The sequence below is a fragment of the Paucibacter soli genome (assembly GCF_037482845.1).
GTDB lineage: Bacteria > Pseudomonadota > Gammaproteobacteria > Burkholderiales > Burkholderiaceae_C > Paucibacter_B > Paucibacter_B soli.
The window spans coordinates 206,015-226,478 of the sequence record NZ_JBBHJW010000011.1; the positions used below are offsets into that span (position 1 = coordinate 206,015).

18 protein-coding genes and 1 riboswitch are annotated in these 20,464 nt (G+C 69.8%); of the genes, 2 read left to right on the forward strand and 16 right to left on the reverse strand.

What is annotated here, in order from left to right; translation table 11 throughout:
• From queE to WG898_RS21795, 10 genes are all read right to left on the reverse strand, one after another.
• On the reverse strand, positions 1-639 hold the full coding sequence (gene queE, locus WG898_RS21750) for a 7-carboxy-7-deazaguanine synthase (protein WP_339604874.1): 639 nt from the start codon (positions 637-639) through the stop codon (positions 1-3).
• A complete protein-coding gene (locus WG898_RS21755) occupies positions 636-1,742 on the reverse strand; it encodes a 6-pyruvoyl trahydropterin synthase family protein (protein ID WP_339604875.1) in 1,107 nt (368 codons plus the stop codon). Before WG898_RS21755 ends, queE begins: the two co-directional genes overlap by 4 nt.
• Before the next feature lie 262 nt (positions 1,743-2,004).
• Positions 2,005-2,700 (reverse strand): class I SAM-dependent methyltransferase, encoded by a 696-nt coding sequence (locus WG898_RS21760; protein WP_339604876.1) that lies wholly within the window; start codon positions 2,698-2,700, stop codon positions 2,005-2,007.
• An 81-nt stretch (positions 2,701-2,781) separates the two neighbouring features.
• Positions 2,782-5,046: a xanthine dehydrogenase family protein molybdopterin-binding subunit gene (locus tag WG898_RS21765; RefSeq protein ID WP_339604877.1), complete on the reverse strand. Its 2,265-nt coding sequence runs from the start codon at positions 5,044-5,046 to the stop codon at positions 2,782-2,784.
• The gene (locus tag WG898_RS21770) at positions 5,043-5,504 is read right to left on the reverse strand and encodes a (2Fe-2S)-binding protein (RefSeq protein WP_339604878.1); all 462 of its coding nucleotides are present in this window, start codon (positions 5,502-5,504) and stop codon (positions 5,043-5,045) included. The genes WG898_RS21765 and WG898_RS21770 overlap by 4 nt, the downstream gene beginning before the upstream one ends.
• 51 nt (positions 5,505-5,555) lie before the next feature.
• Entirely contained in the window at positions 5,556-6,581 is a 1,026-nt protein-coding gene (locus tag WG898_RS21775) for a S1/P1 nuclease (RefSeq protein ID WP_339604879.1), read from the reverse strand.
• Positions 6,582-6,634: 53 nt separating this feature from the next.
• Positions 6,635-8,176, reverse strand: a complete 1,542-nt coding sequence (locus WG898_RS21780; protein WP_339604880.1) for a methyl-accepting chemotaxis protein — start codon at positions 8,174-8,176, stop codon at positions 6,635-6,637.
• Positions 8,177-8,282: 106 nt separating this feature from the next.
• On the reverse strand, positions 8,283-9,164 hold the full coding sequence (locus WG898_RS21785; RefSeq protein WP_339604881.1) for an alpha/beta fold hydrolase: 882 nt from the start codon (positions 9,162-9,164) through the stop codon (positions 8,283-8,285).
• Positions 9,164-9,997 (reverse strand): esterase/lipase family protein, encoded by an 834-nt coding sequence (locus WG898_RS21790; RefSeq protein WP_339604882.1) that lies wholly within the window; start codon positions 9,995-9,997, stop codon positions 9,164-9,166. Before WG898_RS21790 ends, WG898_RS21785 begins: the two co-directional genes overlap by 1 nt.
• Before the next feature lie 53 nt (positions 9,998-10,050).
• On the reverse strand, positions 10,051-11,496 hold the full coding sequence (locus WG898_RS21795; RefSeq protein WP_339604883.1) for a wax ester/triacylglycerol synthase family O-acyltransferase: 1,446 nt from the start codon (positions 11,494-11,496) through the stop codon (positions 10,051-10,053).
• A gap of 114 nt (positions 11,497-11,610) precedes the next feature.
• Here WG898_RS21795 and WG898_RS21800 point away from each other — a divergent pair, with 114 nt between their 5' ends.
• On the forward strand, positions 11,611-12,411 hold the full coding sequence (locus tag WG898_RS21800) for a substrate-binding periplasmic protein (RefSeq protein ID WP_339604884.1): 801 nt from the start codon (positions 11,611-11,613) through the stop codon (positions 12,409-12,411).
• Between the two features lie 21 nt (positions 12,412-12,432).
• Here the strand turns inward: WG898_RS21800 and WG898_RS21805 are convergent, their stop codons facing one another.
• The 5 genes from WG898_RS21805 to WG898_RS21820 all read right to left on the reverse strand — a co-directional run bounded on the left by WG898_RS21805 (position 12,433) and on the right by WG898_RS21820 (position 17,554).
• Positions 12,433-14,217 (reverse strand): S8 family peptidase, encoded by a 1,785-nt coding sequence (locus WG898_RS21805; protein WP_339604885.1) that lies wholly within the window; start codon positions 14,215-14,217, stop codon positions 12,433-12,435.
• Between the two features lie 42 nt (positions 14,218-14,259).
• Positions 14,260-14,357, reverse strand: a riboswitch (cyclic di-GMP riboswitch).
• A 313-nt stretch (positions 14,358-14,670) separates the two neighbouring features.
• Positions 14,671-14,826: a GFA family protein gene (locus WG898_RS25335; protein ID WP_444718984.1), complete on the reverse strand. Its 156-nt coding sequence runs from the start codon at positions 14,824-14,826 to the stop codon at positions 14,671-14,673.
• Between the two features lie 27 nt (positions 14,827-14,853).
• The gene (locus WG898_RS21810) at positions 14,854-15,246 is read right to left on the reverse strand and encodes a VOC family protein (RefSeq protein WP_339604886.1); all 393 of its coding nucleotides are present in this window, start codon (positions 15,244-15,246) and stop codon (positions 14,854-14,856) included.
• Between the two features lie 285 nt (positions 15,247-15,531).
• Positions 15,532-16,188, reverse strand: a complete 657-nt coding sequence (locus tag WG898_RS21815) for a hypothetical protein (RefSeq protein WP_339604887.1) — start codon at positions 16,186-16,188, stop codon at positions 15,532-15,534.
• 139 nt (positions 16,189-16,327) lie between these two features.
• On the reverse strand, positions 16,328-17,554 hold the full coding sequence (locus WG898_RS21820; RefSeq protein ID WP_339604888.1) for a citrate/2-methylcitrate synthase: 1,227 nt from the start codon (positions 17,552-17,554) through the stop codon (positions 16,328-16,330).
• Between the two features lie 91 nt (positions 17,555-17,645).
• On the opposite strand from WG898_RS21820, the gene WG898_RS21825 reads away from it, so the two are divergent.
• A complete protein-coding gene (locus tag WG898_RS21825) occupies positions 17,646-19,823 on the forward strand; it encodes a TonB-dependent receptor plug domain-containing protein (protein WP_339604889.1) in 2,178 nt (725 codons plus the stop codon).
• 21 nt (positions 19,824-19,844) lie between these two features.
• Here the strand turns inward: WG898_RS21825 and WG898_RS21830 are convergent, their stop codons facing one another.
• Entirely contained in the window at positions 19,845-20,417 is a 573-nt protein-coding gene (locus WG898_RS21830; protein WP_339604890.1) for a DUF2242 domain-containing protein, read from the reverse strand.
• Positions 20,418-20,464: the final 47 nt, after the last annotated feature.

Below are 20,464 nucleotides of genomic sequence, written 5' to 3' on the forward strand. Positions count from 1 at the left end.
CTACTCGATGCCGATGACCTTGTGCATCTGCACCGAGAGCCGCCATTGCGGATGGGCCATGCAATAGGCCACCGCATCGCGGGTGTGCTGCTTCTGCAAGAGCGGCGAGTCCATGGGCTGCAGGAAGAAATGCTGGAACTGCAGGCCCGCGAAGCGCTCGGGCCGCGCCAGTGGCTGCGGGAACACCAGCTTCAACTCGTCGCCCCGGGTCAGCACGATCTCGGCATCGGCCTTGGGGCTGACGCAGATCCAGTCCAGCCCGGGCGGCGCCGGCTGCGTGCCATTCGTTTCCACCGCAATCTCGAAGCCGCGTGCATGCAGCGCGGCGATCAAGGCCTCGTCCACCTGCAGCAGCGGCTCGCCGCCGGTGCACACCACATAGGGCTTGCCGGCTTGGCCCTGCGGCCAGCGCGAGGCGATCGCCTCGGCCAAGTCATCGGCCGTGACAAACTTGCCGCCGCCCTGGCCATCGGTGCCGACGAAATCGGTATCGCAGAAATTGCAGACCGCGTCGGCGCGGTCCTGCTCGCGCCCGCTCCAGAGGTTGCAGCCGGCAAAGCGGCAGAACACCGAGGCTCGGCCCGCCTGCGCGCCCTCGCCCTGCAGCGTATAGAAGATTTCCTTAACGGCGTAAGTCATACCGGTATCAGCTCATCCGCTGCCGAGGCGCTCACGATCGCGCCCGAACCGCGGGTTTCGTACATGTCCACCCGGTCCAGCTGGGGCAGCACGGCGCGGCCCTTGGCCAGCACCCAGGCCGAGAGGCTGGCGGTGTCGCCGTCGGGCAGGTCGGCGATCTCGTAGAGCGGGCGATGGTCGATGGCCTTGAAGATCGGATCGAACAGCGTCTTCACATCGCCGAAGTCCACCGTCCAGCCCATCAGCGCGTCGAGCTCGGCGCTGAGGTGCAGGCGCAGCGTGTAGGTATGGCCATGGATGGCGCGCAGCGGGCTCGCCGCCGGCGCGCGCTTGAGCTGGATTGCACTGTCCAGTGTCAGCTCCTTCCAGATGCGGTACTGGCTGCCGTCGAAGTTGGCGCCGCAGCTGCCGGTCTCGTACACCGTCACCCAGCTCAGCTCGGGCAGCAGCGGCTTGATGCGCGCCCACAGCCAGGCCGAGATCACCTCGCTGGTGGGGTTGGTCAGGCCCTCCAGCTCGTTGAGGCATTGGTAGTTGAGTTGGGCATGCAGGGGCGCCCAGATCTCGTCGAGGTGGTCGTAGTCCACGCTCAGGTCGCGCTCGCCCAGGTCCTGGTTGGCATGCAGGATGACCTCGAAGCCATGGCCATGCATGCGGCCGCATTTATGCCCCAGCGGCACGTTCGGAAGCTGGTGCGCGGCCTGGAATCGGTAGCGCCGCCAGACATGGGCCTGGCCGTTCACATCCAGATCCACGCCGGAATGCTGGGTGCTCTGGATGCCGATCTGCTGGATGCCCGGCACGCCGTACTCGGCCGCCAGGCGCTGGCGTATCCAGCGCGCGATGTTCTCGTCGGTGGGCTGCTCGATATGGAGGTTCAGCAGCGCATGGTCCAGCGGGGCCACGCAGGCCAGCAGGCGCCGGCGCAATTCCTCCACCTCGGCACCCGGGAAGGGCGCGAAATCGGCCGGCAGCATGGCACGCACGCTGGCGAAATAGCTGTGGCCATGCAGGCCATGGCTGCGGTGGCCAAGGGGCAAGGCGCCGATCTGGCAGGCCGACTCGAAACCGGCCGATGCCACATGCAGGGTGGAGGTGTTCATGGAAGCGGGGAGCTGTGTGGGCGTATTTTCGCACCGCACTCTCTATCAATTGAATTTGAAGCTTCTCAAGGTGGTAGTCGTAATAGAGCCAGCCTGTATTTGTGGACAAGCGGCTTTTGTGCAGGCCTGACAAGCGCTTAGGCGCCGCCAAAGCATGTGGGCCGGCGCGCACATTGTTCCGGCCCGGGCGATAACAACTTCGCCGCGCGGCCGGCGCCTGTGGATAAGCACCAAGTTGTTCAAGACTTGTGCACAGACTTATTCATCCATGGCCACGCCGGTAGCGCAGCAGGCGGCCGCGGTAGGCCTGGGCCGGCGGCAGATCGCGGTGCAGCAGGGTCTCGTCCAGGCGGTAGCCCAGGGCGGCCATGCGCTTGCTGAAGGCCGAGCGGTTGCCGCGCTCGGGGTCGACGATCAGCACCTCGCTGATGGGCGTGGCATGGCGCTCGATGAAGAGCGGCAACGCGCCGCCCTCGTCGCGCTCGTACAGCACGTCGCTGCCCATGATGAGATCGAAGCGGCCCTGCACCCCGGGCGTGAGCTGGGCGCCCTGGCGCTCGGCCGGGGCGGCCGACCAGTCGCCATGGCAGTAGCGCATCGGCGCGAGCCGGTTGAGCAAAAGGTTCTCGAGCAGAAAGGCGCCCGCCAGCGGATGGCAGTCGCTGGCGGTCACCAGGGCGCCGCGGCGGTGGCTCACCAGGCTGGCCAGGGCCAGGCCGCAGCCGATCTCCAGAATGCTTTCGCCCGCGATCAGCGGGCGGTCCGCCATCGCCTGGGCCAGCCGCAGGCCCGAGGGCCAGAGCAGGCCGAACAGCGGCCAATGGGCGCTGGAGATGCCCAGGGCCTCGGCCTGGCCCAGCGGGTCGGCGTACTGCTGCTTGTCGAGCAGCGAGCGGATCTCGAGCGCGGCCACCCCATCGAAGTGGACGCGCTCCTGTTTGACCTGGTACCCGGGCATGCCTGGCTCCCATGCGTGATGCGTGAATCGGCGCAATGCAGCACAGGGCTGTGGGGCAAGACGGCGCTTTGAGTGTAGTCCTCAGGCCTTCAGGCGCAGCGGCAGGTGCCGTAGCCTTTGCTGCGTGAGGGCAAACAAGGCATTTGCCAGCGCCGGCGCGATCGGCGGTGTGCCGGGTTCGCCCACGCCGCCGGGCGCGGCGCTGCTGGGCACGAGATGGGTTTCCACCCGCGGCATCTGCGCCAGGCGCAGCACCTCGTAGCTGGGGAAGTTGTCCTGCTCCACCGCACCGTTCTTGATCGTGATCTCGCCGAACAGCGCCGCACTGAGGCCATAGACGATGGCGCCCTCCATCTGCGCCCGCACGGTGTCGGGGTTGACGACGATGCCGCAGTCGAGCGCACAGACCACCCGGTGCACGCGCGGTTTGCCGCTGTCTTCCAGCGAAACCTCGGCCACCTGGGCGCAGATCGAGCCAAAGGATTCATGCAGGGCGATGCCGCGCGCATGGCCCGCTGGCAAGGCCTGACCCCAGCCGGCCTGGGCGGCGGCCAACTCCAGCACGGCGCGATGGCGCGGCTTGGCGGCCAGCAGGCCGCGGCGGTATTCGAACGGGTCCTGCCCGGCGGCATGGGCCAGCTCGTCGATGAAGCTCTCGGTGAAGAAGGCGTTGTAGGAATGGCCCACGCTGCGCCAGGAGCCCACCGGCACCGGCGTGGCCACGCGCAGCTGGCGCACACTCAGGTGCGGCAACGCATAGGGCAGGTCGAAGGCGCCCTCGATATGGTTCTTGTCGGGCGCGTCCATCGCCATGCTGGGCAGCAGGCGCTGCATGGTGGACTGGCCCACCGAGGGCGCCGCCACCCGGTTCAGCCAGGCCAGCGGCCGGCCTGCCTCGTCCAGCGCCGCCTCGAAACTGGCCATCGCCGCGGGCCGGTACATATCGTGCTGCATGTCCTCCTCGCGCGACCACAGCAGCTGGACAGGCCGGCCGGGCAGGCGCATGGCAATCGCCACCGCCTCTTCCACCATGTCCAGCTCGAGCCGGCGGCCGAAGCCGCCGCCCAGCAGGGGCACATGCAGTTCCACCCGGTCGCTGTCCACGCCGGCCAGCTGCGCCGCACGCCAGCGCGCCAGCGAGGCCACCTGGGTGCCGCACCAGAGCGTCAGCCGGCCATCCTTGAATTGCGCCGTGCAGTTGATGGGCTCCATCGCCGCATGGGCCAGGAAGGGCACCTCGTAGACGGCGCTCAGCTTGCGCGTGGCCAGCTTGAGCTGGCCCGTGGCATCGCCCCGGCTGCGAAAGCCGGTGCCGCTGTCGCCGCCCTCCAGCGCGGCCCGGAGCTGCTGGCCGATCCGGGCCGAATCCAGCTGGCCATGCGGGCCGGCATCGAACTCCAGCGGCAGTTCGTCGAGCACGCGCTTGGCGCGCCAATAGCGATCGGCCACCACCACGGCGGCCTGGCCCTTGGGCAACACAAAGGCATCCACCACGCCGCGGCCCTGCCTGGCGCGGGCGCCGTCCAGGCGCTTGATGGTGCCGCCAAAGGCCGGCGCATGGCGGATCGCCGCGTACAGCAGGCCCTCGGGGCGCATATCGATGCCGAAGCGCGCCTTGCCGTTTACTTTGGAAGGCAGGTCCAGGCGCGGCGTGGGCTTGCCGATCAGCTTGTAGCTGCCGGGGTCCTTGAAAACCACCTCGCTGCGCGGGGCTATGGCGGCCGTGGCCTCGGCCAGCTCGCCGAAGCCGGCACGGCGGCCGCTGGGCGGATGGCTCACCACGCCCTGCGCCACCATGCATTCGCCGGCCCGCACCTGCCAGCGCTGGGCGGCCGCCTCCACCAGCATGGCGCGCGCGCTCGCGCCGGCCAGGCGCATCGGCTCCCAGGCATCGCGGATGCTGGACGAGCCGCCGGTGACCTGCAGGCCCAGGGTGTAGCCCAGGCGCTGCAGGCTACCGCGCGCAACGCGGGCCAGCAGGCCGTCGTCATCGGCATCAAACGGCGCCACATTCAACAGCAGGGCGGCGTTGGCATAGATCTGCGCCGCCGGCGCCTGCTCGGTGCCGACCTTGGACCAGTCGGCGTCCAGCTCCTCGGCCACCAACATGGCCAGCGCGCTGTGCACGCCCTGGCCCATCTCGGCGCGCGGTGTGGCCACGATCACCCGGCCCTCGCGCGTGATCTTGACCCAGCCGTTCAGGGCCAGCTGGCCTTGGGCGGGCGCGAACACCTGCTTGTCGCCCAGGCGCGCGCGCGCCGTGGGCGGGTTGCTGCTGATACCCACGCCCAGCAGCAGGCCGCCGCCGGCCAGGCCGCCGGCGATCAGAAAGCCACGGCGCTTCACGCGCGTGCTCCCCGCAGGTCCGCTGCGGCGCTATGGATGGCCGTGCGGATGCGCTGGTAGGTGCCGCAGCGGCAGATATTGCTGATGCCGGCGTCGATGTCGGCATCGCTGGGTTGCGGGTTGCCGCGCAGCAGGCCGGCCGCGGCCATGATCATGCCGCTCTGGCAATAGCCGCATTGCGGCACCTGGTGCTGCAGCCAGGCGGCTTGCAGGGCCGCCACGATGCGGTCGGGCACGGCCTCGATGGTGCGCACCGCCCGGCCCTCCAGCGCCTGTATGGGCATCACGCAGGAGCGCGTGGCCACGCCGTCGATTTCCACCGTGCAGGCACCGCAGCTGGCGACGCCGCAGCCGAACTTGGTGCCGGTGAGGCCCAGTTCGTCGCGCAGCACCCACAGCAGCGGCGTGTCGGCTTCGATATCCAGCCGGTGCTGCCGGCCGTTGATCGTCAGTTTCATCAGGCCTTCGCTCCTGCAGGGAAAACCGGCCAGGCAGCCAGGCGGTCTGGCTCAGGGCCAGAGCGCCTTCAGCAGCTGGGCCAGGCGCGCCCCGCCCTTGGCCAGCTGGGCCTTGCTGAGGGCCAGCGAGCGGGCGTCGTAGTCGGGCGGCAGGGTGGCGAGCCAGCGCGGGCCGCGCAGGCTTTGCTGGCGCGCGCCATAGCTCAGGCCCTCGAACACCTGGCTTGCCAGCTGGATGGTGTCGTCGGCCCAGGCCTGGGGCCAGGTGTTGACGGCGCCGGCGCTGGCCGCCAGCGCGCGTGCCGCCTCGGGCAGGGCCTGCAGCTCGGCCTCGCTGAGGCGATTCGGTGCGTTGTCCCAATAGCCGTGCAGATTGCCGCCGACCATGGTGATGGCATTGCCGCCCACCGTGTGGCTCAGCGGGTCGTAGTGCTCGGCCTGCGGCACGATGACCTTGCCCTCGGCATCGAGGTAGATCGAACCCACATGCAGGGGCTGGTGCAGGTCGCCGACCAGGTGCACCAGCAGGGCCAGGGCCTCGCGCTCGTTCGTCAGGCTGTAGGGGGCCGGCACGCTGCCGCCCTGCAGCCGGGCGATGGCGGCACGCAAGCTCATGACGATGTCGTTCCTGCCGGTGCCCAGCGCGCCGGCCACATAGCGGCCGGTCTGCAGCGCGGGGTTGGTGTAGTGGTACTGCTTGTGGCAGCTTTCCTCCCCCGGCTTGGGCGCGCAGGCATCGTTGTTGCGCTGCACGTAGTCGCGCATCAACAGCTCTTCGGCGGCGTTGTTCTCGAAGGGCGCGCACTCGGGATAGCGGCCGGTGACGGTGTACTTGAAGTCGTTGTAGGCGTCGATGCCCTTGGCGCAATCGGCCCAGACGGCAATGTCGTGCAGCGACACCGGGCCCAGGATGCGCTTCACCTCGGCCTCGGCCCGGCTGCCCTTGATGAGCACGGCCGCCACATCGCCCACCGCCGCGTGGCCCACGGCGGCAAAGGCCTGGGCCTGCTGGCCCATGGCGGCGCAGGCAAGGGAAACGAGCAGCGCGCCGGCGCGCTGCTTGAAGGAATGCAGCATGGATCGAACCTCGAAACTCAGGGCAAGGCGCGATTGTGCATGCCGCGCAGGCCTCAGGTCTTGAAGGCCGAGACGGCGCGGTCCAGCTGGGTCGATTGATCCTTCAGGCTTTCGGCCGCGGCGGCGCTCTGCTCCACCAGGGCGGCGTTCTGCTGGGTCATCTGGTCCAGCTTGGCGATTGCCTCGTTGACGGCGGCGATGCCGGCGCTCTGCTCGGCCGAGGTGGCGGTGATCTCGCTCAGCACATCGGCCACCTTGCGCACCGAATGCACGATGTCGTTCATGGTGGCGCCGGCATCGCTGACCAGGCGGCTGCCGGATTCGACCCGCTCCACCGAGGCCTGGATCAGGGTCTTGATCTCGCGCGCCGCCGCGGCGCTGCGCTGCGCCAGGCTGCGCACCTCGCTGGCCACCACCGCGAAACCGCGGCCCTGCTCGCCGGCACGCGCCGCCTCCACCGCGGCGTTCAGCGCCAGGATATTGGTCTGGAAGGCGATGCCGTCGATCACGCCAATGATGTCCGCGATGCGCTTGCTGCTGTCGTTGATCTCCTGCATGGTGCTGACCACCTGGCCCACCACCGCGCCGCCCTTCTGCGCCACGCCCGAGGCATCGACCGCCAGGCTGCTGGCCTGGCGCGCGTTGTCGGCGCTCTGGCGCACCGTGTGCGTCAGCTGCTCCATCGACGAGGCGGTGGATTGCAGGCTGCTGGAGGTCTGCTCGGTGCGCTGCGCCAGGTCGTTGTTGCCGGTGGCGATCTCGGCGCTGCCGGTGGCGATGCTGTCGCTGCTCAGGCGCACCTGGTTCACCATGCTCAGCAGGGCCGCCGCCATCTCGGCGAGCGAGCGCAGCAGGGCGCCGAATTCATCGTCGCGCTGGCTGCTGACGCTGCCGCGCAGATCGCCCCGGGCAATGCTGGCGGCCAGCGCATTGGCCTGCGCCAGCGGCTCGCGTATCGAGCGCACCAGCCAGGCGGTGGAGAAGAAGATCGTCACCATCACCAGCGCCAGGCCGGCCATGATGGCCATGCTGTTGCGCTGGCGGCGCGCCTCGGTGTCGCCCTGGATGTTGACGACATGCTGCTCCTGCATCTTCACCAGCTCCTTCAAGGCGCCCAGATAGCCGCCCATGGCCGGCAGGTACTGCTCCGTGACGAGCTGTACGGCCTCGTCCGCATGGCCCTCGGCGCGCGCCGCCACGGCCTTCTTGCGCGTCTCGATCACCTGGGTGCGCAGCTCGCCGATCTTCTTCAGCTGGGCGCGGTCCTGGTCGCGCAGGGGCAGGGCTTCCAGGCGCTTTTGCAGCGTGGAGATCTCCGCGCTGGTCTTGTCGATCTGGGCTGCAAAGGCATTCTTGAGCGCCGGCTCGCCGCTCAGCGCCAGCGCCTGGTTGCGCGCCGCATTGCTCTCGGTCATGCCGTACCACTGCGTGGTCAGCTGCACTAGCTCGGTGGCGATGTCCTGGGCGGCCCGCCCCTCGGCCAGGATGGCGTTGCCGCGCGCCACGCCCAGCACCGCGATGGTGACGATCAGCAGCACCACCAACGACACGAAGCCCCAGAGCTTGGTGGTGATCTTCAGGCTGTTCAGGTTCATGGCCGTTCTCCTTGCGCGCAGCGAGAACGGCAACATAGCGCGATCGGCCCGCCCTGTGCAGGCAGGAAAACGTGGTGAAGCCGGTGCTGTTCTCGTGGCTTGGAACTCAGCGGGCCTTGGCGGCGAGCGCGCTGATGCCGTCGACGAAGCGCGGCCAGAGCTCGGGGGGCAGGTCGTGCCCCATGCCGGGGATTTCGTCCAGCGCGGCCCCGGCGATGCGCGCGGCCAGGTCGCGGCCTGCGGGCACCGGCACCAGCGGGTCGGCGCTGCCGTGGATCACCAGGGTGGGGGCCTGGATCTGCCGCAGCAGGGCGCTGCGGTCGCCGTCGGCGGCCACCGCCACCAGCTGGCGCAGCATGCCGCGCGGCCGGTAGCTGCGGCGGATGGCGCGGTCGGTGCGGGCCTCCAGCCAGCCCTTGGGGGTCGGGTAGGCAGGGCTGCCGATCAGGCGTATGAAGGCGGCGGAATGGGCCACCAGGGCCTCGTGCTCGCGCGGCGGGCGTGCCAGCAGGGCGCTGCGTACCTTGAAGCTGGGGCCGGGCAGGCGGCGCGAGCCACTGGTGCTCATCATCAGCGTCAGGCTCTTCACGCGGGCGGGATGGCGGGCCGCCAGATGCTGGGCGATCATGCCGCCCATCGAGGCGCCGCAGACATGGGCGCACGCGATGCCCAGCGCGTCCAGCACGCCGCGCGCATCCTCGGCCATGTCGCCGATGCTGTAGGCGCTCTTCACCGGCAGGTGCAGCAGATGCTGCATCGAGGCCAGGCCCACATGGGGCACACCCAGCTCGTCGAAGCGCTGGCTCAGGCCGATGTCGCGGTTGTCGTAGCGGATCACGCGAAAGCCCCGCGCCACCAGCTGCTGCACGAACTCGTCGGGCCAGGCCAGCAGCTGCATGCCCAGGCCCATGATGAGCAGCAGCGGCTCGCCGTTGGCGGGCCCATGGTCCTCCAGCTCGATGGCGATGCCGTTGGCGCTGATCTGCATCAGTGGCCGCCCTTCGGGTAAAACCAGCGCCTTGCGCCATGCGGCTCGAAGCGCCGCCAGTCGCCCGGCTGCTGGGCCAGGCGATCGGCCACCACATAGAGGGCCAACGGGTTCAGCCCCAGGCCCAGATGGCTGGCATGCACCTCGATGTTCTCGCACAGCGGGCCGGGCTCCATCACGCTGCAGCGCCAGGCCACCACGCCGTCGCTGCGCGAGTAGATCGAGGTGGTGGGCACCGGCGGGGTGCGGCGTATCTCTTCGAGCAGGGCGTGATCCTTGACCTGCTGGCCGCTCACCAGCTCGAAGAAGCGCCAGGCATTGGTGGCGCGCGGGTGGCCGGTGAAGGGCGTGCCCAGGGTGATGACGCAGCGCGTATGGTCGGGCAGCTCCTTGGCCAGCTCGCGCGCATAGATGCCGCCCAGGCTCCAGCCGATCAGGCTGACCGGCCTGGCATGGTGGCGGAACAGGCGCTTCACGTCGGCCGAGCATTGCTCCAGCACGCCGTGGCGCGGCCCGAAATTGAAGCCCTGGCCCCAGGGATGGGTCACATAGCCCAGCTCGTCGAGGAAGCGCCGCAGCGCCAGCGTGGTGATGTCGTTGGCGCCCAGGCCCGGAAACACCAGCACCGGATGGCCATCGCCCGGCGGCAGCTTGCGCAGCCAGGGGTAGCTGGCCAGCAGGGCCGCGAACTCCCAGGGCGCGCGGCCCTCCAGCATCATCAGCAGGGCATTGGGCGCGCGCAAATCGTCCTGCGCGAGATCATCATCGGCTTCGGCCGGCAGGCCGCGTTGCGGCTGCTTGGGCACGCGGGGCTTGCGCTGGGCTGCAGTCATGCCGTCATGGTAGCGGCCGCGCCCGCTCGCATGTGGAGCGCTTGCCCTAGTCGTCACACCAGGGCCAGGAACTCCTTGAAGGCTGCACGCAGATGCTGGGCCAGTGCCGCCACATCGGGCATGGCCTCGCCGCAGGCGATCAGGCCGAACTCCAGCGAGTCGCCATAGCTCTGCACCGTGATGTTCAGTGCCAGGCCATGCACGACGATGGAGGTGGGCGCATTCGTCAGCATGCGCGCGCCGGCCAGGTAGAGCGCCTGCCGGGGCCCCGGCACATTGGAGATCACCAGATTGGCCAGCACCGGGATCTTCTCGGCCACATGGGCCTTGCCGTAGAGCCGCGCCGCGCCGGCCATCAGCCAGGGCAGGCCCAGCGAGGGAAAGTCCAGCGGCATCAGGTCCTTCAGATGGCCCAGCGAGGACTTCATATTGCGCGAGGCCGCCAGCACATGGGCCCAGCGCTTGGCCGGGTTGGCGATATGGGTGCCCAGGCTCACCGTGGTCATGGTGGCCTGGTTGTTGGAACTGGCATCGCCCGCGGCGCGCAGCGACACCGGCACCGCCGCGATGAGCGGCTTGGCTGGCAGCTCACCCCAGTCCAGGAAGATGCGGCGCAGTGCCGAGCCGCACATCATCAGCACCGCGTCGTTGAGGCTGGCGCCATGGCGCTGGCGCGCCGCGTGGATGTCGGCCAGCGGCAGGCTCACCGAGGCGAAGGCGCGGCTGCTGCCAATGCTGCGGTTGAGGCGGGTGCGCGGCGCCAGGCGCAGCTGGCTCACGCCCTCGGGTGTGTGGCCGCGCAGGCGTTGCGAGAGGCCACTGGCCCTGTCGGCAAGGGCATGGCCTACCGTCTCGCCCGCCAGGCTGGCTAGCGTGCCGACGGCCGCGGGCAAGGCCTTGGCCAGCTGCACATATTGCTGCCACTGGTGCGCCAGCGCACCGCGCAGCAGGGCCAGCGTGCCGGGCTCATGGCGCTGGCGTTTGGGCTTCTCCGGCAGTTCGCGCGGCACCGGGCCCAGGTCCAGCATCACCGCGGCCAGCGCCACCGCGGCCTGGCCATCGACGGCGGCGTGGTGCACCTGGGTGTAGAGGGCCACCCGCGTGCTGCCGTCCGGCGCGGGCGAGAGCTTCTCGAATACATGGAACTTCCACAGCGGCCGGCTGCGGTCCAGCAGCACCGGATGCAGCCGGCCCACCGCCTCTTCCAGCGCGGCGATGCCGCTGCCGGGCGGCAGGGCCACGGGCACGATGTGCTGGCTGAGGTCGGGTTCGGCATCCACCCAGGCCGGCGCCACCATATTCAGCCCCACGCTGGCCAGGCGCCGGCGCAGCGGCGCCAGATAGGGCAGGCGTTTGGCGATATGGGCGCGCAGCGCGTCCAGATAGCTGCCCCGGAAGCCCGGCGGCAGCTCCAGCACATGCAGGGCGCCCACATGCATGGGCATCTCGGGCGTTTCCAGGAACAGAAAACTGGCGTCCAGTCCGGCGAGTTGCTTCATAGGGGGCCCATGGCTGCAGGTTGCCCGATGCTACCCGGAGCATCGGCCTTACACTGGCCCGCACAAGCAGGGCAAGCCATTGATTCACAGCCTCTGAGTCCGGAACAAATACAGATGTGGCGTCGTCGTTGCGCACTGGTGTGGCTGGCATGTTGGGGCATAGCGGTGCACGCCGCCGAGCCCCAGGTGGTCGTGCTGGCGGTTGATGACGCCTACCCGCCCTACAGCCATGTGGAGAACGAGCAGCCCGCCGGCCTCTATGTGCAGCTGGTGCAGCGCGCCGCCCAGGCCATTCCGGGCTGGCAGCTGCGCCTGGTGGCCATGCCCTGGGCGCGCGCGCTGGTGGCGGCCGAGCAGGGCCAGGTGGACGGCTTCCTGCCGCCTTACCGGGGCCTCGGGCGCGAGTGGATCGCGAGCTATGCCGGCCCGCTGCACCGCGAGGAAGTGATCTTGAGCTGCCGCCGGCAGACGGCGCTGGGCCCGGCCAGCCAATGGCCCGGCGACTTTGCCGGCAAGCGCATCGGCGTGATGCGCGGCTATCTGCTGAGCCAGCAACTGAGCGATGCCTTTGCCCGCCAGCTGCTGATCAAGGCCGAATTCCGCAATCCCCGCGACGCCCTCGCCGCGCTCGCCAGCGCGCAGATCGACTGCTATGCCAACGACCGCATCAGCATCGAAAGCGCCTACCGCCTGGCCAAGATCGACCCGATGTGGGCCAGACGCATGCCCGAGCAGCTGGAGCCCGGCTATGTGCTGGCGACGCAGACCGCCTGGGTCGGCTTCTCGGCGCAGTCGATCGCCAAGCGGCCCGAGCTGCCGGATTTCGTGCGCGCGCTGGACCTGCAGCTGGCCCGGCTGCGCAACAGCGGTGAGGCCGGCCGGCTGATCGAGGGCGAGCGCCCCAAGAGCCCCTGAACCCCTTGACCCCGCCCCGCCTCAGTTGCTGCTGATGCTGAGGGTATAGGCGCCGGCAGCGCCGACGCTGCGCAGCACGCGCAGCACCACCGGCGCGGCGGCCGTGCCCGGATTACTGATGCTGAGCCGCGACTGCTGGCCCAGCACCGCTGTCAGCAACAGCAGCTGCTGGCCGGCAGCGCTGTAGGCACCGATGCCGAAGCCCGAGCCCGCGCCGCTGCTGAGATTGGCCACCAGGGTCTTGCCGGCAGGCACCGAGACCCTGAAGAAGTCCTCATCGCTGCTGCTGCCCAGCGTGCCGCTCACGTTGACGGCTAGGCCGGTCAGTACCTGGGCGCTGGCGACGCTGTTGTTGGGCTCAATATCGGTGACCGTGTTGGTGCTGCTGGGTGCGGGCGGGGTGCTCGGGAGGCTGCTTCCGCCGCTGATGGCCAGGGCCACGGCGGCGTTCGCATCCACCAGACCGGCGCCGCAGCCCGCGCAACTGGCCGGGAAGGCGCGCGCGCTGCTCTTGAGCATGGCGGCCAGCTGGTCCGGCGTGAGGCTCTTGTTGACCGAGAGCATCAGCGCCGCCACGCCGCTGACCATGGGCGTGGCCATCGAGGTGCCCATCATCCAGGCATAGGCATCGCTGCCCGGCACGGTGCTGCCGCTGTTGTAGGTGGACAGGATGCCGGCGCCGGCGTCGCCGCCCGGCGCGGACAGCGTGACCTTGCTGCCGTAGTTCGAGTAGGAGGCCTTGCCGCCGCTCTTGCCGGTGGCGGCCACGCTGATCACGCCGCTGCAGTTGGCGGGCGCGGCGCTGCCGGCGTCGACGTTGTCATTGCCGGCCGCCACCACCACCACGGCGCCGCGGGCACGCGCGCTGTTGATGGCGTTCTGGGTGGTGATACCGCAGGCGCCGCTGCCGCCCAGCGAGAGGTTGATGACGCGCGCCGGATTGGCATTCGCCGGCACGCCGCTGACGCTGCCGCCCGCCGCCCAGACGATGGCGTCGGCGATGTCCGAGGTATAGCCGCCGCAGCGGCCCAACGCACGCAGCGGCAGGATCCTGGCACCGAAGGCCACGCCCGCCACGCCGATGCCGTTGTTGGCGCCGGCGGCCACGATGCCGGCCACATGGGTGCCATGCCAGGAGCTGTCCTGCGCCGGCGTGCCGCTGCCGCACTGGCCGGCCGTGGTGTAGTCGCCCGGGTCGTAGGCATCGGCCTCGCGGCCGCCGCCATCGCCGGCGATGGCGCTGCTGGTGATGAAGTCGTAGCCGGGCAGCAGCCTGGCGGCGAAGTCGGCATGCGGGCGCACGCCGGTGTCGATCACCGCCACCGTCACGCCGCTGCCCTTGGCCCTGTCCCAGGCGGCGGGGGCGCGGATGCCCGCGCTGGCGTCGAAGAGGCTCCATTGCTGGGCGTAATAGCTGTCGTTGGGCACCAGGGCCGGCTGCATCAGGCGGTCGGGTTCCACGTACTCGATGTTTGGATCGCCGGCGCGCAGGCTGCCGGCCATGGCCTCCAGCTCGCCAGCGCCAAGGCGGCGGTTCAGCTTGAAGACCTGGGCACCATGGGCGGTCTGGCGGAAATGCGTCATCGCCACGCCCTGCCGGTTGGCCGCCACCATCGCAGCCAGGCGGCCGCGGGCAGTGGGGTAGGCGCCGTTGCCGTCGCGGTACTTGACGATCAGCCGGTCGGTGCTGCCGCTGCTGCTGCTGGCGCGCAGCACCAGGTCCTGGGTCGGCGCCGCATCGGCGCCTTGCATGGCGTGGGTGGTGCTGGCCAGGGCCAGCAGGCTGAGCAGGAAAACGTACTTCATGGGCTGCCTCGTCAAGCTGCGAGGCCAGAGCGGCCGTGCTGCTCTGGCAGCCCCGCTACCGTGGCGCCCGGGATTTCAAGGGGCGCGGTAGGCCGGAGGCTTTGCGTCCCAGGCTTTCGCCTGGTTTGCGGGGGGAGATAAGGGCAAAAGATAGGTGCTGCGGCGGCCGGCGTCGAGCCCGCGCGGCGGCTCAAGCGGCGCGGAACGCGCATTTGTTGGCGCGAAAGCCAAGCCAATGCGGCCGGCTCACGGATCGATGAAGGTCCAGCTGTGCGCGCCGTCGAAGCGCCGCACGCGTACCGATGCAATCAGTTCAGGATCGAAGTTCCCGAGGTTCACCCCGTGTTTCGCGCCCGGGCTGGGCTCCAGCGGCTCCCAATGCGTGACGCAGCCGCAGTTTCGGCAGTGAATGGTGCGCAGCGTTCGGTCGCCCCAGATATAGGCCGCGGTGGCCTAGGGGTGGCCTTCAATCCTGACCGTGCCGAACTCGAAGTAGACCCAAGGGCCGCCAATGCGGCGGCACAGCGAGCAGTTGCAGGCAGTGGCCACCTCGGGCCTGGACGGCAAGGTCAGCCGGACCGCACCGCAATGGCATGAGCCTGTGTACATGGAAGCTCCCTGTCCTGATGCTGCGGCCTACTTGGGCCGATGCAGGGCGCAGAGCTTGTTGCCATCCGGATCCCTGACATAGGCCAGGTACAGCGGCCCCATCGGGCCCTCGCGCAACCCCGGTGCATCCTCCACCGAAGTGCCCCCCTGGGCCACGGCCACGTCGTGGAAGGCCTTGACCTGCTCGGGCGACGCGCAGTTGAAGCCTATGGTTCCGCCATTGGCATGGGTGGCGGCTTCGCCATTGATGGGCTCGCTGACGCAGAAGGTCGCGCCGGCGTGGCGATAGAACAGCCGTGCATGCCCCGTCTTCGCGGTGTTGCGTATCGGCTCGCCGGCGCCGAGAACGCCCAACACGGCATCGTAGAAACGCTTGGCGCGTTCAATATCGTTCGATCCAATCATGATGTGGCTGAACATGCGGGGTCTCCTGAGTGAGTGGGTTGACGGGCAGTTTGCACGAAGACGGCAGTGCTTTCTACCGCCAGTCGCTTCGACCAAGCGGCGTCGGCGCGCATGGCGGCATTGGCAAGGGTCAGGTCTTGATGGGAAAGCTCCAATGCGACGGCGTTGACGTGGCGGGAAGTCCCTGCAAGCTCGGTCGGCTGGTTGGCAATCTTGCTTCTCCAATGAAATGCGCCCTTTCGAGGCCACTCTGAATGGGGATGGACGCCGGCTACCTGGCACCGCGTGGCAGGAGCGCCCTCAGTCTTGCCGCCCGCGCAGCAAGAGTCCGCCGGCCCAGAGGAACCAGGCGATCAGGCCAAGGCCGAACGCCATGCCCAGTTCCTTCAATGGCGGTACGGCCGAGGCCAGCCCGGCGGCGCTGACCAGCAGGCCCAGCCAGGCCAGGGTCTTGGGCCAGCCTGCGTCGCGGCGCGCGGCCAAGCTCAGCAGCAGCAACCAGATTCCGCCCACGATCTCGTTGCCGCCACCCAGGCCGTTGACCACCATGCTGAGACCGAGCCACAGCGTGGCCGCTGCCGCGGGATCGTGGGCGTGCAGCCGCACCACCATGTCGGCGCCGACATTGGCCAACATGCCGCTGGCGATCACCAGGGTCGCCCAGATGGTGCCGAAGGCGGCGGCAAGGCGGCTCAGCGCGGGGGCTCCGCCTCGCAGGCGCTCATGCAGTGCCAGTGTCAACACCACCAGCAGCGCGCCGAACAGCACATAGATGGTCAGGTTCCAGGCATACAGGGTGCCCAGGTGCTCCTTGAGAAAGGCCACGTGCTGCAGCGGCGCGACGCTCAGGGCGCCATAGCGGGCCGGCATGAGCAGGGAAAAGAACAGGTAGAAACCGGCGAGAAAAGTGGCCGCGGCGCCGAACGAGGCCAGGCCGCCGGATCGTTGCAAGTTCATCGTGACACTCCTGCGCTGGGTTGTGCGGGCATGCTAGCCGGCAGGCCCGCTTGCACCAGCCGCAACCGACGAAGCGACGTGACGCAGGCATGAGCTGCAGCGGCGCCGGGCTTGAACCAGGCGTCGCCGACTTCCAGGCTCAAGGCCCCACATAGCGCGAGCGCGCCACCAGGCGCTCGCCGCTGCGGCGCTGTTCCAGCACATGGGCGAGGATGCCGACGCAGCGTCCGGCCATCAGCAGGGCGGCGGCGGCTTCGGGCGGCGCGCCCAGGGCGCGGCGCAGCGCCACCAGGCCGAAGTCCAGCGCCGGCTTGGCGCCGGTGAGGCGCTCGGCCAGGCGCGCGATCGGCGGCAGCTTCGCTTTCGCATGCTGGGCGGCAAGCTTGAGCAGCAGCGCGGCGCGCGGGTCGCCGGCCGGATAGTCGTAATGGTTGAAGCCGGGCAGGGCCTCGCCGCGGTCCAGCCTGGCTCGCAGCGCGGCCTCCAGGCGCGGCGCGGCCAGCAGCTCGTCCCACAGCGCCTCGACCTGGGCGCAGGAGCCGCCGTTGAACTGCGCCGGCAGGTTGCACAGCGCGCCCAGCAGCGCGGCGCCCAGGCCCGCGCCCACCGAGGCGAGGCCGCGCGCGCTGAAGCTGACCCAGTTCATCTGGTGGTCGGCGCACAGCACCAGGGCCTGGCGCAGCGCGTCTTCGGCGGCGGGCTTGCCATCTAGGCCCCAGGCTTGCGCAAACTGGCTGGCGATGGGCGTGGCCTGCGGCGGCTGGCACAGAAAGCAGGCCACCGCCGCGCGCAGCTGTTCGCCGCAGGCCTGCGCCAGCGCCGGCCCCTCCGGCAACCAGGCCGGGGCGTGCAGCTGGGTGTTGGCATGGGCGAACAGGGCCAGGGTGCGCTCACTCAAGGGCTGGGCGTGCAATTCGCGCGTCAGGCGTTGCCAGGCGGCGTTCAGGCGCGGCGCCGGGCTCGCGAACGGGTCGGTGGCGTCGTCGAACTGCCAGAGCCGCCGCGCCACGTCCTCCACCGAGGCGCTGCGTGCCAGCGCCAGCACCGGCTCGCCGCGGTACACCGGCGCGCCGTCGACGATGCCGCTGAGCGCGGTTTCCAGCACCGGCCAATGGCCTTGCAGCGCCGCCTTGGCCTGCGGCTCCACGCGCCTGCCGCGCTGCTTGCGCCGCTGCAGCTGCTCCACCTCGAAGCTGGAGTAGCGCCGCGCCCGCGGGTCGGCCGGGTCGGCCACCGCCTGCAGCAGGCCGCGGCTCACATAGGCATAGAGGGTGGGCTTGCTGATGCCCAGGCGCTGCACCACCTGGTCGGAATTCAGGAGGGTGACGGCGCTGCGCAAGGGGATCGCGGGGCTGGTCTTGGCCATAGGTTGATGCAGTCGATCAAGATTGATTCATGCGCATTGTCACTGTCTAATCGCGGCCCGAACGAGGAGAGCTGGATTGAAGACGAGGGAGATGAACAGGGTGGGCGCGGCGCTGCTGTGGGCCGCGCCCCTGCTGGCCTGCGCGCAGGCGCAGCCGGCGGATGGCAAGGCGCAGCTGGAGCGGGTGCAGGTGCAGGGCGAGGCGAGCGCGCAGGCGCTGCGGCGCGAATCGGTGGGTGCCCTGCTGGTGCTGGGGCGCGAGGAGCTGCTGCGCCATGGCGATACGCGCCTCACCGACGCGCTGCAGCGCATGCCGGGCCTGAGCGTGGTGAACAACGGCCCGCGCGGCGCGGAGATCCGCATGTCGGGGCTGGGCGGCGGCTACACGCAGATCCTGCTGAACGGCGAGCCGGTGCCGCCGGGCTTTGCGCTGGAAAGCCTCTCGCCCGAGCTGATCGAGCGCGTGGAGGTCTCGCGCGCCGCCTCGGTGGCGCAGAGCAACCAGGCGATCGCGGGCAGCGTCAACATCGTGTTGCGGCGCGTACCGCGCAGCGCGCAGCGCGAACTCAAGCTGGGCCTTGCCAGCCAGTTCGACCGGCCCAGCGCCAACGCCGATCTGCAGCTGGGAGACCGTGCCGGCGCGCTGGCCTGGGGCCTGGGCCTGGGCGTCGCTAGCGACAAGCTGGTCTGGCCGATGGCGCTGCAGCAGCAGGTGCATGACGCCCAAGGCCAGCTCACGCAGGCCTATGGCACCGACAAGCGCGAGTTCGACCATAGCTGGCGGCTCACGCTGGCGCCGCGCGCCAGCTGGACGCTCTCGCCCGCCGAAAGCCTGGGCACCGACCACCTCTTGCGCCTGTTCCGCTCGCGCGGCGGCGCGCTCGATCGGCGCAGCAGCGAGCTCGGGCCGCCGCCCCAGCAGGCGCGCAACGACCTGCTCATCGCCGCCCATGGCTACAGCCTGCGCAGCCGCCTCAACTGGCAGCGCAAGCAGGACGAGGATGGCCAGCAATGGGAGCTGAAGCTGGGGCTGACGCGCAACCAGCGCGACTCGCACGCGGACTTCGATGGTTATGACTTCGAGCAGCGCTGGATCCGCGACGCCGAGGTGCAGTCGCTGGCGGTGGACCAGGGCCTGAGCCTGGCCGGGCGCTGGCGCCGGCCGGCCGGCGATGCGCACCAGCTCAGCCTGGGCTGGGACGGCGAGCAGAGCCAGCGCGATGAAGACCGCCTGCAGCGCGAGCAGCCCTTGCCCGGCGGCCTGCCGGTGGAAAACCTGGACGAGGTCTACCAGGCGCGCGTGCGCCGCCTGGCGCTGTTCGTGCAGGACGAGTGGGAACTCTCGCCCCAATGGCAGGCCACGCTGGGCCTGCGCTGGGAGGGTCTGCACCAGCGCAGCGAGGGCAATGTGTTCGAGGGCGTGAGGAGCCGCGCCAGCGTCGTGAGCCCGGTGGCCCAGCTGCTGTGGAAGCTGCCCGCCAGCCGCGACCAGCTGCGCCTGGGCCTGGCGCGCAGCTACAAGGCCCCCACCCCGCGCGAGCTGATGCCGCGCCGCTTCGTGGCCAACAACAACAGCCCCACCACGCCCGATCTGCAGGGCAATCCGGCGCTCAAGCCCGAGCTGGCCTGGAGCCTGGACCTGGGCTGGAGCCACCCGCTGGGTGCCAGTGGCAAGGCCGGCCAGCTGGGCCTGAACGCCTATGCCAAGCGCATCGAGAACGTGGTGGTCGAGGATCTGCTGCAGCAAGCCAACGGCGCCTGGGTGCAGACGCGCGCCAACCGCGGCCGTGCCGTGCTGCAGGGCATCGAGCTGGAGGCGCGCCTGGCGCTGCAGCAGCTCTGGCCTGCGCTGCCGGCGCTGGACCTGCGCGGCAACCTGGCCTTCAACCGCTCGCGCGTGGCGGCCGTGCCCGGCCCCGACAACCGCCTGGCGCAGCAGACGCCCGCCAGCCTGAACCTGGGCCTGGACCACCGCGTGGCCGGAACGGGCTTTAGCTGGGGCGGCAATCTGAACCTGCAGGCGGGCGGGCCGCAGCGCCAGTCCGAGACGCGCTTCGTCGATCTGCCGAGCAAGCGCCTGCTGGACCTCTATGCGCTGTGGAGAAAAGAGCCGGCCGGCGGCGGCCAATGGCGTGCCAGCCTGAGCAATCTGCTGCATGCCGACGAGCTGACGCAGCGCCGCGTGCTGGTGCAGGGCAGCGAGCACCGCCTGGACGACCGCTGGCGCAGCGGCATGACGGCAAGGCTGCAGTACGAGCGGCCGCTTTGAGCTGCAGCCCTTCGTTGTTAACTACTGCGGCTGATCCGCGGCCTGCTCGCGCAACATGCGTTGCATCAGCGCGAAGTAGCGGTCGTAGAAGGCGCCGGCGGGAATTGTCTCGGAGGCGATCTTGACGAGCGAATCCTGCGAGGAGGAGAGCGGCACCGAGATCGAACCCAGCGCGCTCACGCCGATGCTGGTGGCGTTGCTGCTTTTCTTGATCGCGTAGCGGTCCTGCTGGGCCGAGACAAAGGCGGTGGCGATCTGGCTGCTCTTGCCGTCGGGCACGCACACCACGTTGAAGGAGATCTCCACATGCTCCTCGCCATCGGGCTGGAAGCGCTTGGCGCCCATCACCATGCCGGTATTGGCGTTGGTGATCACATAGCCCTGGCTCAGGAGGGCGCGGCGCGCGGCCTCGCAGGTCTCGCCCACGCCGGCGTCGAACAGGCGCGAGAAGGTCTCGTCGGCCTGGAACTTCTCGTTCTGGTAGACCGAGGGTTTGGGCGCGCCCTTCAGCGGCGAACTCAGGCCACAGCCGGCCAGGAGCAGGGCACCGAGTGCGGGTAACAGGGCACGCAAGGCGGATGGATTCGTCAGCATTGGCGGCATTATGTCGTCCTGAAAAAAGCGTGCTCGCCGGCCATGCA

Coding starts and splice junctions, on each gene's coding strand:
- queE (WP_339604874.1), bottom strand. CDS start 639: ATGACTTACGCCGTTAAGGAAATCTTCTATACGCTGCAGGGCGAGGGC.
- WG898_RS21755 (WP_339604875.1), bottom strand. CDS start 1,742: ATGAACACCTCCACCCTGCATGTGGCATCGGCCGGTTTCGAGTCGGCC.
- WG898_RS21760 (WP_339604876.1), bottom strand. CDS start 2,700: ATGCCCGGGTACCAGGTCAAACAGGAGCGCGTCCACTTCGATGGGGTG.
- WG898_RS21770 (WP_339604878.1), bottom strand. CDS start 5,504: ATGAAACTGACGATCAACGGCCGGCAGCACCGGCTGGATATCGAAGCC.
- WG898_RS21775 (WP_339604879.1), bottom strand. CDS start 6,581: ATGCTGCATTCCTTCAAGCAGCGCGCCGGCGCGCTGCTCGTTTCCCTT.
- WG898_RS21780 (WP_339604880.1), bottom strand. CDS start 8,176: ATGAACCTGAACAGCCTGAAGATCACCACCAAGCTCTGGGGCTTCGTG.
- WG898_RS21785 (WP_339604881.1), bottom strand. CDS start 9,164: ATGCAGATCAGCGCCAACGGCATCGCCATCGAGCTGGAGGACCATGGG.
- WG898_RS21790 (WP_339604882.1), bottom strand. CDS start 9,997: ATGACTGCAGCCCAGCGCAAGCCCCGCGTGCCCAAGCAGCCGCAACGC.
- WG898_RS21795 (WP_339604883.1), bottom strand. CDS start 11,496: ATGAAGCAACTCGCCGGACTGGACGCCAGTTTTCTGTTCCTGGAAACG.
- WG898_RS21800 (WP_339604884.1), top strand. CDS start 11,611: ATGTGGCGTCGTCGTTGCGCACTGGTGTGGCTGGCATGTTGGGGCATA.
- WG898_RS21805 (WP_339604885.1), bottom strand. CDS start 14,217: ATGAAGTACGTTTTCCTGCTCAGCCTGCTGGCCCTGGCCAGCACCACC.
- WG898_RS25335 (WP_444718984.1), bottom strand. CDS start 14,826: ATGTACACAGGCTCATGCCATTGCGGTGCGGTCCGGCTGACCTTGCCG.
- WG898_RS21810 (WP_339604886.1), bottom strand. CDS start 15,246: ATGTTCAGCCACATCATGATTGGATCGAACGATATTGAACGCGCCAAG.
- WG898_RS21815 (WP_339604887.1), bottom strand. CDS start 16,188: ATGAACTTGCAACGATCCGGCGGCCTGGCCTCGTTCGGCGCCGCGGCC.
- WG898_RS21820 (WP_339604888.1), bottom strand. CDS start 17,554: ATGGCCAAGACCAGCCCCGCGATCCCCTTGCGCAGCGCCGTCACCCTC.
- WG898_RS21825 (WP_339604889.1), top strand. CDS start 17,646: ATGAACAGGGTGGGCGCGGCGCTGCTGTGGGCCGCGCCCCTGCTGGCC.
- WG898_RS21830 (WP_339604890.1), bottom strand. CDS start 20,417: ATGCTGACGAATCCATCCGCCTTGCGTGCCCTGTTACCCGCACTCGGT.